The following is an 11,291-nucleotide window of genomic DNA, read 5'->3' as shown; positions in this document are numbered from 1 at the left end:
CCGACGACCCCAGGAGATCCGATGACCACAGTGCGCGAACCCGCCGGCTATCTCGAACGGCTCGACGAGCTGGACGCGATCAAACGCGCGGCCCGGCTCGGCCCCGACCCCGCCGCCACCGAACGCCAGCACGCCAAAGGCAAACTCACCGCCCGCGAGCGCATCGACCTGCTGCTCGACCCCGGCTCCTTCGTCGAGGTCGAACCGTTGCGCAGGCACCGCGCGACCGGCTTCGGCCTGGAGGCCCGCCGTCCCTATACCGACGGTGTGGTGACCGGCTGGGGCACCGTCGACTCGCGCACGGTGTTCGTCTACGCCAGTGACTTCCGGATCTTCGGCGGCGCGCTGGGCGAGGCGCACGCGCAGAAGATCCACAAGATCATGGACATGGCGGTGGCGGCAGGAGCGCCACTGGTATCGCTCAACGACGGCGCGGGCGCGCGCATCCAGGAGGGCGTGTCGGCGCTGGCCGGGTACGGCGGGATCTTCCGCCGCAACACCAGGGCTTCCGGCGTCATTCCGCAGATCAGCGTGATGCTCGGGCCGTGCGCTGGCGGCGCGGCGTACTCGCCCGCGCTCACCGACTTCGTCTTCGTGGTGCGTGACATCGCGCAGATGTTCATCACCGGACCCGATGTGGTGCGCACGGTGACCGGGGAGCAGGTCACCCATGACGAGCTCGGCGGCGCCGATGTGCACGCCTCGGTGTCGGGGGTGGCGCACTTCGTCTACGACGACGAGGAGTCCTGCCTGTCCGATGTCCGCGCACTGCTGTCGATGCTGCCGGCCAACAACCGGGAGCTGCCGCCGGTCGCGTTCACCGCCGATCCCGCCGACCGCCGCACCGACGGCCTCACCGACCTGGTGCCCCTGGACGGCAACCGGCCCTACGACATTCGTGATGTGCTCGCCGAAATCGTCGACGACGGAGACTATTTCGAAGTTCAGGCCACCTGGGCGACGAATCTGGTGTGCGCGCTGGCGCGGCTCGACGGTCACGTGGTTGGCGTGGTGGCCAGCCAGCCGATGAGCCTGGCCGGGGTCCTCGACATCGACGCCAGCGAGAAGGGCGCGCGCTTCGTCCAGTTCTGCGATGCCTTCAACATCCCCCTGCTGACCCTGGTGGACGTGCCAGGGTTCCTGCCCGGCGTGGGCCAGGAGCACGCGGGCATCATCCGGCGCGGCGCCAAACTCCTCTACGCCTACTGCAACGCCACGGTGCCGCGGATCTCGCTGGTGCTGCGCAAGTCCTACGGCGGGGCCTACATCGTCATGGACTCGCTGTCCATCGGCACCGACCTGGCGCTGGCCTGGCCGACCAACGAGATCGCGGTGATGGGCGCGGAGGCCGCCGCCGATGTGGTGTTCCGCCGCGAGATCGCCGCCGCCGAGGACAGCACGGCCACCAGGGACCGCAAGATCGCCGAATACCGCAGCGAACTGGTGCACCCCTACTACGCCGCCGAGCGGGGACTCGTCGACGACGTCATCGACCCGCGCGACACCCGCAACGTGCTGATCCGCGCGTTCGCGATGCTGGCGGGCAAGGACACCGATCTGCCGCACCGCAAGCACGGGAACCCGCCGCAATGAGCACCTTCTTCCTGCGCGTGGAGAAGGGCAGCGCCGACGCCGAGGAACTCGGCGCGCTCACCGTCCTGCTCTACGCGCGACATCTCGCCGCCCTGGCACCGCCCACCCCCGACCGGGTGGTCGCCCGGCGGCGCCCGGGGCGTCGCCCCGCCTTCGCCGATCCCCGCGCGTGGACCACCACCACCCGCTGACGCCACCCTGACGAACGGAGCCCTCATGGACGTCGGACTGCTCTTCGACCTGCGCAACCCGGAGCAATGGCACCGGCCGTGGGCCGACCACTACGCCCGTACCCTCGAATTCTGTGAGGAGGCCGACCGGCGCGGCGCGGGCGGCATCTGGTTCACCGAACACCACCTGTTCGAAGACGGCTATCTCCCGCAGCCGCTGACCTTCGCCGCCGCGGCCGCTGCCAGGACCGAGCACGTGCGCATCGGTACCGCGGTGGTGCTGCCCGCACTGCGCAAGCCCGCCCAACTCGCCGAGGAGGCGGCGCTGGTCGACCTGATCAGCGGCGGCAGGCTCGAACTCGGGCTCGGCGCGGGGTACCGGGTGCCCGAATACCGGCTCTTCGACGCCGAATTCACGCGCCGCTTCGCCCGCACCGGCGAGGTCATCGCCGAACTCCAGCGGCTGTGGGCGACCGGCGGCGTCACCCCGGGGCCGATCCAGGACCCGGTTCCCCTGTGGGGCGGCTTCTACGGGCCGCGCGGCGCGCGGCTGGCGGGCAGGCTCGGCATCGGCTTCCTGCACATCTCGCCCACCTTGTTCCCGATCTACCGGGAGGGACTCGTCGAGGGCGGGCACGATCCGGAGACCGCGCGGGTGTCGGACCTGCTGCCCATCCTGCTGGCCGACGACCCGGAGGCCGCCTGGGAACGGGTGGCCCCGCACCTCGCCCACCAGATGAACTCCTATCGCAGGCTGTCGGTCGAAGGCACCGACGCGCCGGTGCCGCCTGCCCTCGAACTCGGCGACCTGCGTCGGCGTCCCGACGACGGATCGTGGGGCCTGCTCGAGATCCTCACTCCCGATCAGGCCGCCGAGCGCATCCACGAACGCGCCGCCGGGCTGCCGCTGCGGCACCTGATCTTCTGGGCCAGCATCGCCGGGATGCCCGACGACCTGGTGCTGCGGCACATCGAGCTGGTGAGCGAGCAGCTTCCGCCGTTGCTGGACAAGCGGTTCCGGCTCGACGACACGGGCGCGGACCGTGGCTGAACCCGGCGCGGCGGCGCAGCCGGTGGAGTCGGCGCAGGCCTGGGATCGGGCGCGATGGCTGCTGCTGATCGTGCTGTCGGGCAATATGATCCTCGATGCCGTCGAGGGATCCATCCTGGTGCCCGCCCTCGCCTCGCTGGCCGGTGAGCTGGATCGCTCGCTGTGGCAGGCGCAGTGGCTGCTCAGTGGGTTCGCCGCCGGTTTCGCCGCACTGCTTCTGGCCGGTCCTGTGCTGGCCGCCCGGTTCGGACTGCGCACCGTCTACCTCGCGGCGATGGCGCTGTTCGCGCTCGCCTCGGTGATCGGCGGACTCACCGACAGCATGACCGTCCTTGTCGCGACCAGGGTGGTCAAGGGCGCCGCCGCGGCACTGACCGCGCCCGCCGGACTGGCGGTGATCGCGGCGGTGTTCCCCGCGGGCGCGCAGCAGCGCCGGGCGATCTCGATCTACGCGGGATTCGGCGCGGCCGGCTTCACCGTCGGCCTGCTGCTGTCGGGCGTGCTCGCGGCGCTGGACCGGCACCTGCTGTTCCTGTTCCCCGCTCCTGTCGCGCTGGCGCTGCTGATCGCGGCATGGCGGGTCGTCCCCGACACGGCTACCCCCGTCCGGCCTCGACTGTCGAAGCCATTGTTGCGCAATGGTTCTCTGCTTCGCTCGGCGCTCGGCGCCGCCGCGATGAACGGCGGCTACATCGCCCTGCTCGTGCTGTTCGCGGCACGATTGCACGACACGCTCGGCTGGTCGCCGTGGCAGACCGCGCTCGGCCTGCTACCGGCGAGTCTGCCGCTGGCGCTGTCGGTGCCGTTCGCCGCGCGCGCCATCGAACGGTTCGGCACCGCCCGACTCGTCCTCGCCGGCGCGGTCGCGACACTGGCGGGGCAGTTGTTGTTCCTCGGCCGACCCGGAGCCGGGAACTACGCGACCGATGTGCTCCCGGTGCTACTGCTGATCGAAGCCGGATTCGTCCTGTCGTTCGCGGCGCTGAACATGCAGTCGACCGCCACGGTGCCGGACCGGCTGCGCGCCGTCGCCGTGCCGCTGTACCAAACCGGCGTCCAGGCCGGGGCCGCACTGTCGCTACCTCTCGCAGTCGGCGTGCTCGCCTGGTCCGGCACCGCACGGGCGGGCGCGTTCGTCCTCGCGGCGGCGGGGTTTGTGGCGGTGCTCGCGGCGGGCTTCGAATTCCGCTCGTCGGCACCACCGTCGGCCGGGGGAGCGCAGAACCCGTCCCGTCTCGACGAGATCACCACACCCAGGAGGTCCTAGCCATGTCCGACGACATCTCCGTTCTCGACGGCCCCGCGACCGCGCCACGGACGCTGGGCCTGTTCCCCGGTCAGGGCTCCCAGCGTCCCGGCATGGCGGCCTGGATCGAGCAGTACCCGGTCGCGAAGGAGGTCTTCCGCCGCGCCGACGAACTGCTCGATCTGCCGCTGACCGAGCTGTGCGTCGAGGGCACCGCCGAGGACCTGCGCGCCACCGATGTCACCCAACCCGCCGTGGTCGCCACGAGCCTGGCGTTGGCCGCGGTGCTGCGGGAGCGTGGCCGACTGCCCGCCGCGGTCGCCGGCCACAGTCTCGGCGAGTTCACCGCCCTGGCGGTCGCGGGTGTGCTGGACGAGGACTCCGCACTGCTGCTGGTGCGCAGGCGCGGTGAACTCATGGCAGGGGTGTCGCGGCGCAACGGTGGCGCGATGGCCGCCGTCATCGGCCTCGACGCCGATCGGGTCGATGCCCTGTGTGCCGAGATCCGGACCGGCGCGGTCGTGGCGGCCAATTACAACCAGCCCACCCAGACCGTGGTGTCGGGCGATGCCGACGCTGTCGCCGCCGTCGAGGAAGCGGCCCGCGCGGCGGGCGCGACGAAGACGGTCCGACTCGCGGTCGGCGGGGCCTTCCACTCTCCGCTCATGTCCGACATCGCCGCCGAGTTCGCCGCCGAATTCGACCGATACCCGTTGCATCCGCCGCAGATCCCGGTGTTGAGTGCGGTGACGGCGACCTACCTCACCGACCCCGCCGAGATCGGCGAGGTCATGCGCGGCCAGCTCCTCGCCCCGGTGCGCTGGGTGGACACCATCCGCCGCGCGGTCGAGGACGGCTACGACGAGCTGGTCGAGCTCGGGCCGGGCAAGGTCCTCACCGGATTCTCCCGGCGCATCGCCCCGGGCGTCGCGTGCTCGGCGGTCTCCGCACCGTAGTCACCGCCGACCGGTTATCCGGCCGGCGGTGACCACCACCGCGAGAGCGGACCGGCCACCGCGACCGTCGACGGCTTCGTCGTGTCGTCCTCGCCCCCGACCGCCCGGCACGGAGGGTATCCCGCACGGGACCGCCCCTCGGCAGGGCGTTCGCGGAGCGCTCACAGATCGAGTTCGAGTTCCGCCGAGTGGGATCGCGAGGAGCATGTGGTGAACAGGCCGTCCGAGCGCTCGGCGTCGGTGAGGACGTCGTCGCGGTGGTCGGGTTCGCCGGCCAGCACCCGCACGACGCATTCCCCGCAGATGCCCTGCCGGCACGAGTAGGGCGCGTCGATGCCGTTGTCCAGCAGCACATCGAGCACACTGCCGGTCTCGGGGACGTGGAATTCGGCGCCGGTGGAGGCCAGCCGGACCGTGAAGCCGTCCCGGGCGGCCGGCGGCCTTTCGCCGAGTTGTCCGCCGCCCGCTCCGGTGCCGAATCGCTCGGTGTGCACGGCCTCCGCGGGCCAGCCGAGCGCTGCGGCCTTTCCCTGGACGTAGTCCATGAAACCGTCCGGGCCGCAGACGTAGATCGCGGTGGCGGAGTCCGGCTGCCCCAGCTCGACCGCGGCGTCCAGCAGCTGGCCGGGGTCGCCGTCGTCGAAATGGAAGCGGACCCTCGGGTTTCCGGTGAGCTCGTCGAGGAATGCGGTGTGCGAGCGCGAACGGGTGCAGTAGTGCAGGGTGAAGTCACCGCCCGCGCGCTCGAGGTGCCGCGCCATCGCGAGCAGCGGGGTGATTCCGATGCCGCCGGCGAACAACAGGTGCCGCCGCGCCTCGGCGAGGGGAAAGTGGTTGCGGGGGACGGAGATCCGCACGGTGTCGCCCACGTCCAGTGTGTGCATCGCGCGGGACCCGCCACGCGAGGCGGGGGTGCGCAGCACGGCCAGGCGGTAGCGGTCCGGCACGGGTGGTCCGCACAGCGAGTACTGGCGGACCAGTCCGGAGCCGAGCAGCACATCGATGTGCGCACCGGCCGGGTAGGCGGGCAACTGCTCGCCCGCGGCCGGAACGAGATCGATCACGGCGATGTCCGGGGTCGCTAGCGAGCGGGCGACGACCGTCGCCTCCCTCCACGGCACCGTGAATCCCTCAGCCACCGGCCGTGGGCACCGCCGCGGGCGCCGCCTCCGCTGTCACCGTGGTGAACAGCCCGGCCTGGGTGCGTCGGGGCGCCACCTCCACCAGGCTCACCCCCTGCGGATCGCGGCCCGCCTCCACATCGTCGATCATGGCGCGCAACAGCCTGCGCAGCAGCACGACTCCGCGGTCGGTGGTCGCCAGGGTTTCCTCGGAGTGCAATGCGACCGGGCCCTGGGAGGTCATGATCTCGCCGTCGCCGGGGAAACGCCTGCGTTCCTCCTCGGTCAGTTCCCAGGCGTCCTTGCCGTTCTGGGTGATGCCGAACAGGAACCGGCGTACCCGCTCGGGATCGGCGGAGCGGATGGAGAAGAAGGCACGGTGGCGGTGGTCGTCGATCGGGACCGCCCAGATCACCATATCGGCGGGGGAGTCGGGGTCCAGTCGCACCCAGTCCGGCAGTACGGTGGCGTTGGGCAGGTGCAGCTCCGCGCCCCACACCCGTTCGGGCCTGATGCCGTCCTCTTCCTTGTCGAGGAAGCGGACGCCGTACTTGGCGCCGTATTCGGTGCGTTCGTAGGAGATCCGGCCGGGCAGGGTGTAGGGGTCGAAGAAGTCCTCGGGAAATCCGGTGGTCCCGGTGCCGGCGAACTGGTGGCCGCTGTGCTGCGAGTGCAGCCAGTTGATGTGCGCGGGGTCGATGGTGTTCTCGTAGATCAGCAGCCAGTGGAAATCCTGTTCGGCGCCGGTCACGTTCACGCCGGGGAACGGCCACTCGGCGTAGTACCGCTCGCCGTCGGCGAGGTTTTCCAGGCAGTCGTAGCGGGGGAGGACGGGCTTACGCTCGGGCGGGCCCATGTAGACGAACACCAGTCCGTAGCGTTCCTCCACCGGATACCAGGGCTGGCGCGCGGCGTCGCGGCGGCGGCCCCGATCGGGTTCGCAGGCCTGCTCCACGCAGCGGCCACGCACGTCGAACTTCCAGCCGTGGTACCCGCATCGCAGACCGTCGTCCTCGACGCGTCCGAAGAACAGGCTGGCGCCCCGGTGCGCACAGCGTTCGAACACCACCCCGGCGCGTCCGGTGCCGTCGCGGAAGACGATCAGATCCTCGCCGAGAACGCGGGTACGGTGCGGCTGTTCGGAGGTCAGCGTCGCCGAGGTGGCGATCGGATGCCAGTAGCGCCGCAGCGCCTCGCCCATCGGCGTTCCCGGCCCCACCTCGGTCAGCCGGGCATCGTAGGTCGGCGCCGTGCGGCCGTATCCGGTCCCGGTGTCGACAGCGGACGGTTCGGACATGTCGATCTCCTCCGTGGTGGGAATGGCGGACGTCAGCGCAGCGCGGCGATGATCGGGGCGAACGCTTCCATCTCGGGTTCGAGCACGGTGTAGTAGGTGAGGCCGTAGGTCTTGCGCCGATGGCGGAGCGTTTTCGCGCACTCCTCGGGGGTGCCGAAGAGCAACGAGGGCAGCTCGGCGAGTTCCTCGGGGTCGTAGCCGAGCGGGTTCTGCCAGACGTCGGTGATGCCGTCGACGGCGCCGGCGGGCAGCACACGATGGATGGGGATGTTCAGCTCCACTTCGTCGATCCGGTCGCCGAGCAGCCGGCGCGCCAACTCCAGCCGATCGAGGAATTCGGACAGGCCCGCGAGGACCAGGCCGTCGCCGTCGCGCACCTTGGTGGTGCCGGTGAAGGCGATGATGTCGGCATGGCGCGCGGCCAGGCGCAGTACGCGTTCACCGCGACCGGCGATCAGGATCGGCGGACCGGAGGGCTGCTCGAACCGGGCATAACCCTCGAGTTCGGCTGCGGGCTTGCGGAATTCGGCGACAGTGCGCTCCAGATGCGATACCCGTGCGCCCGCGTCGAGCCACGGCAGCCCGGCCGCGTCGAACTGGGCCTTGTCGTAGCCCGCGCCGAGGCCGAGTTCGACCCGGCCGCCCGAATACCGGTCGACCGTGGCGATGTCGCGCGCCAGCACGGTCGGGTTGTAGAAGGTCGTGTTGAACACCAACGTGCCGATCCGGATGCGCTCGGTCGCCTCGGCGGCCAGCAGCAGTGTCGGTACGGGCGCGGGCATGCCGAGGTGGTCCGACACCGAGACGACGTCGTAGCCGAGTTCCTCGGCCCTGCGTACCTTGTCCACCCATTCGGCTCGGCTGGACGGGCTGAAGACGCAGACGCCGAAGCGGAAGGGCCGGTCGTCGACGGAACTCATGATGCACTCCCCGGTAGCTTCACTCGGCGCCGATGTTGTCGGCGATCTTCGCCAGCACGGCGTTCGCGCCGAGGAATTCGTCCTCGCTGATGCCGCGCAGCGATTCGGCCGCATGGGCGTTCACCAGTGCCTCGGCGCGTTCGTGGGCGGCGGCGCCCGCATCGGTGAGCCGCACGGTCTCGCCGGAGATCTCGACCCAGCCGCGCCCGGCGAAATCGTCGATGATCGGCCGGTAGGACTCGGCGCGGTCGACGCGGAGGAACGGCTCGAACGCCTCGTCGAGTGCGGCGACGCTGTCCAGTCCGATGTGCAGGGCGTGCAGGATCTGCCAGTCGCGGCGGGTCAGGTTCTGGTCGCGCAGCAGTTCACCGGTGGCGGCGTCGAAGCCGAGGTGTAGTTGCAGCAACCAGTAGCCGATGCGCTTGGTCGTGTTCTTCTGGAGCATGGCCGGTCTCTCCTGTGGGTGAATCGGTGGGGTGACGGGGTCTCATTGCTGCCAGCCGCGCGTGTACGGGATGACCCAGTACAGGTCCAGCTCGATGCGCGAGAACAGCCAGCGTCCGTCCTGGCGGACGTAGCTGTCGGTGAATTTGCCTGCCACGATGGAACTCTCGGTGTCGAAGACGACCTTCTCCTCGAAGAACGACACCCCGCTCGCGCGTTCGCCGAGGATCTCCACCTCGTGCCCGTGCAGGAACTGCTTGACCAGGACCTGCCCGGCCGGGCTGCTGTCCTCGATCAGCTGGGGCAGGCCGGCGAAGTACTGCTGGATGGCGCGGCGGCCCTCCGCACGCCCGAGGTGGCCGTAGTCGAGCAGGGCCGTCTCGCTGAACAACTCGCCGACGCGATCCCATCTGCCCTCGTTGATGTAGCGAGGCAGGTTGTGGCGCAACGTGTTCAGTTCGCGGATCGTCTCCAGGGTCTCGATACGTTCGGTGAGCTGCTTGACCTGCTCGACCAGCTCCAGGACTTCCGACATGCCGCGATACCTTTCGTTTGCGTTCACGACGCTGGAGCAGACTTCCCCGCGGTGCGATGGGACCGATCGGGGAGCTCCGGACAACCACGGCCGCATCCTGATGCGCCGGGCTCGATCACCATCGCACGGTGAGTTCGGGGGTCACAAGGTCCGCCGGAGAAACCTACGGTGGACCCGTAGGTTTTGCGTGGTCGTCGCCCTCGGGCGGGCCGGGAGAAAAAGTCGTCCCGCTGTTGCGGGCACCTCGGTGACATTTCTGCGCGAATGCGATCGGCGTGTGCCGAGTCGTCGGGAAAAAAGTGGGCTGCCGGGTGAACATTTTTATCGGCGGCCGTCTCGTCGTACTACGGAAAGTGTCACCGGTGTTGCCGGAACAATGTGTCACCGAGGTACTCGAACATTTTCGGAGAATATGATGGAAGAATCGACTCCGCGCTCGGGAAAGCCGCGCCGGGCGCACGAGGCGGGCCGCCCGCCGCGGTGCGCCCGGCCCGTGCGCGAAGGCGCTTCTCGCTCAGAGCGGGCCGCGCCCGGCCGCGACCCGGCCCGCCACCGGGCGCACGTCGCGGCGCGCGATCAGCCACTCGCCGTCGTACTTCTCGAACTCGTCGTTGACCAGGCCCACGGTGGTCCAGTCGGCGGGGCGGTTGTCGTCGGGTGCGGTGATGCTGGTGTACCAGTGCCAGACCGTGGCATAGGCCGTGAGCAGCGGACGTTCGCCCGACCAGTCGATGCTCGCCTGCCCGATGACATGCGCCACCCGGCCGCGCTGGGACCTGGGCGCGCGGGTCATGTACGCGGTGAACTCGTCGCGCCCGTGGAAGCGGACCACCGGGCCGGGCATGATCCGGTACTCGATGAGCGCGTCGGGCGTGAAGCACTCGGGGAAGCGCTCGTTCTCCTGGGTGTCGGCGATACGGAAGAAGTTGTGGAAGGTTCGGAAGATCGCTCGCTCGGCTTCGAGGGTCGCCAGCAGATCCGCGGGTGATTCCGTCACGTCGATCCTTTCTCCGCCGGCGACGACCCCGTCGCACGGCACATTGTTCGGTGGCGCATGAATGGAGCCTCCGACACAGTATCTGCCGACTGTTCGGCGATGTCGATCGGAATGCCGCGGCGCGGATGCGGATCGTTTGCGAGCACGCTGATTCGAATTGTTGACCGGCAATTTCCAGCTGTGAAACCTTTCCTTTGTGCCGTCGGCCGATACGAATGCCGCACAGTACTCGGCGACTCACTGGGCGCAAGCCCGCGCGATTCATGGCAGAAGACAGAGGGAATCCCACGTGAACACTGCAGCTCGTTCGACCTCGGCTCGCTGTGCGCTGGCACTGGCGGGGGTGGTCACCCTGTTCACCACTGCCTGCGGGGCGGGCGGCGGCCCGGGTGGCTCCGGCGACGCGGGCCCGCCGAAATCCGGTGGCACGCTGACCTTCGCGGTCGGCTCCGATGCCGGATGCATCGATCCGCAGCAGGTCGGCAGCAGTGACACCCTCTACTCGCTGCGCGAGACCGTCGATTCGCTGACCGATCAGAATCCCGAGACCGGCGAGATCGTGCCGTGGCTGGCGCAGAGCTGGGAGGTCGGCCCCGACGCGAAATCGTTCACCTTCCGGCTGCGGCCCGGCGCGACCTTCAGCGACGGCAGCCCGGTCGACGCCCAGGTGGTCAAGGACAACTTCGACGCCATCCCGAAGCTCGGTACGCTGGCCATCCTCGCCAAGGGGTACGTCAACGGCTACGTCGGCACCGAGGTGCTCGACGACCTGACCGCGAAGGTCACCTTCGATCAGCCGAACGCCCAGTTCCTGCAGGCGACTTCGACGGCGGCGCTCGGCCTCGTCTCACGGGCCGACACCGCGAAGACGCCCCAGCAGCGATGCAGCGACGGCGTGATCGGCTCCGGGCCGTTCGTGCTGTCGGAGTACGTGCCCAACCAGTCGATCACGATCGCCAAA

At 69.7% G+C, this 11,291-nt stretch carries 12 protein-coding genes; 6 read left to right on the top strand and 6 right to left on the bottom strand.

Features of this window, described 5'->3' with window-relative positions; translation table 11 throughout:
- Positions 1–21 precede the first annotated feature (21 nt).
- Genes ON26_RS18275 through fabD form a run of 5 tightly spaced genes read left to right on the top strand, consistent with a single transcriptional unit; the run spans position 22 to position 5,016 of the window.
- Entirely contained in the window at positions 22–1,593 is a 1,572-nt protein-coding gene (locus ON26_RS18275; RefSeq protein ID WP_040797403.1) for an acyl-CoA carboxylase subunit beta, read from the top strand.
- Entirely contained in the window at positions 1,590–1,784 is a 195-nt protein-coding gene (locus ON26_RS18270; protein WP_040797402.1) for an acyl-CoA carboxylase subunit epsilon, read from the top strand. Before ON26_RS18275 ends, ON26_RS18270 begins: the two co-directional genes overlap by 4 nt.
- 25 nt (positions 1,785–1,809) lie before the next feature.
- On the top strand, positions 1,810–2,814 hold the full coding sequence (locus tag ON26_RS18265; RefSeq protein ID WP_040797401.1) for an LLM class flavin-dependent oxidoreductase: 1,005 nt from the start codon (positions 1,810–1,812) through the stop codon (positions 2,812–2,814).
- Positions 2,807–4,081, top strand: a complete 1,275-nt coding sequence (locus tag ON26_RS18260) for an MFS transporter (RefSeq protein WP_085999043.1) — start codon at positions 2,807–2,809, stop codon at positions 4,079–4,081. Before ON26_RS18265 ends, ON26_RS18260 begins: the two co-directional genes overlap by 8 nt.
- A 2-nt stretch (positions 4,082–4,083) precedes the next feature.
- Positions 4,084–5,016 (top strand): ACP S-malonyltransferase, encoded by a 933-nt coding sequence (gene fabD / locus ON26_RS18255; RefSeq protein WP_051027205.1) that lies wholly within the window; start codon positions 4,084–4,086, stop codon positions 5,014–5,016.
- Positions 5,017–5,177: 161 nt separating this feature from the next.
- Here the strand turns inward: fabD and ON26_RS18250 are convergent, their stop codons facing one another.
- From ON26_RS18250 to ON26_RS18225, 6 genes are all read right to left on the bottom strand, one after another.
- Complete coding sequence (locus ON26_RS18250; RefSeq protein WP_040797494.1) at positions 5,178–6,137, bottom strand: PDR/VanB family oxidoreductase; 960 nt, start codon at positions 6,135–6,137, stop codon at positions 5,178–5,180.
- A 10-nt stretch (positions 6,138–6,147) separates the two neighbouring features.
- Positions 6,148–7,434 carry a Rieske 2Fe-2S domain-containing protein gene (locus ON26_RS18245; protein ID WP_040797400.1) on the bottom strand — a complete coding sequence of 429 codons (1,287 nt, stop codon included), beginning with the start codon at positions 7,432–7,434 and terminating at the stop codon, positions 6,148–6,150.
- 32 nt (positions 7,435–7,466) lie between these two features.
- Positions 7,467–8,354, bottom strand: a complete 888-nt coding sequence (locus ON26_RS18240) for a TIGR03621 family F420-dependent LLM class oxidoreductase (RefSeq protein WP_040797399.1) — start codon at positions 8,352–8,354, stop codon at positions 7,467–7,469.
- Between the two features lie 19 nt (positions 8,355–8,373).
- Positions 8,374–8,799, bottom strand: coding sequence for a winged helix DNA-binding protein (locus ON26_RS18235; protein WP_040797398.1), 426 nt, complete (start codon positions 8,797–8,799; stop codon positions 8,374–8,376).
- A gap of 42 nt (positions 8,800–8,841) precedes the next feature.
- A complete protein-coding gene (locus ON26_RS18230; protein WP_040797397.1) occupies positions 8,842–9,333 on the bottom strand; it encodes a nuclear transport factor 2 family protein in 492 nt (163 codons plus the stop codon).
- A 514-nt stretch (positions 9,334–9,847) separates the two neighbouring features.
- Entirely contained in the window at positions 9,848–10,330 is a 483-nt protein-coding gene (locus ON26_RS18225) for a nuclear transport factor 2 family protein (protein ID WP_040797493.1), read from the bottom strand.
- Between the two features lie 289 nt (positions 10,331–10,619).
- Here ON26_RS18225 and ON26_RS18220 point away from each other — a divergent pair.
- Positions 10,620–11,291 (top strand): ABC transporter substrate-binding protein (locus tag ON26_RS18220; RefSeq protein WP_040797492.1); only part of this gene is annotated, 672 nt, incomplete at its 3' end.

The organism is Nocardia higoensis NBRC 100133 (genome assembly GCF_000308595.1).
Classification (GTDB): domain Bacteria; phylum Actinomycetota; class Actinomycetes; order Mycobacteriales; family Mycobacteriaceae; genus Nocardia; species Nocardia higoensis.
The sequence above is the reverse complement of the archived record's forward strand: the minus strand, read 5'-3'. Positions and strand labels throughout refer to the sequence as shown.

Coding starts and splice junctions, on each gene's coding strand:
- ON26_RS18275 (WP_040797403.1), top strand. CDS start 22: ATGACCACAGTGCGCGAACCCGCCGGCTATCTCGAACGGCTCGACGAG.
- ON26_RS18270 (WP_040797402.1), top strand. CDS start 1,590: ATGAGCACCTTCTTCCTGCGCGTGGAGAAGGGCAGCGCCGACGCCGAG.
- ON26_RS18265 (WP_040797401.1), top strand. CDS start 1,810: ATGGACGTCGGACTGCTCTTCGACCTGCGCAACCCGGAGCAATGGCAC.
- fabD (WP_051027205.1), top strand. CDS start 4,084: ATGTCCGACGACATCTCCGTTCTCGACGGCCCCGCGACCGCGCCACGG.
- ON26_RS18245 (WP_040797400.1), bottom strand. CDS start 7,434: ATGTCCGAACCGTCCGCTGTCGACACCGGGACCGGATACGGCCGCACG.
- ON26_RS18240 (WP_040797399.1), bottom strand. CDS start 8,354: ATGAGTTCCGTCGACGACCGGCCCTTCCGCTTCGGCGTCTGCGTCTTC.
- ON26_RS18235 (WP_040797398.1), bottom strand. CDS start 8,799: ATGCTCCAGAAGAACACGACCAAGCGCATCGGCTACTGGTTGCTGCAA.
- ON26_RS18230 (WP_040797397.1), bottom strand. CDS start 9,333: ATGTCGGAAGTCCTGGAGCTGGTCGAGCAGGTCAAGCAGCTCACCGAA.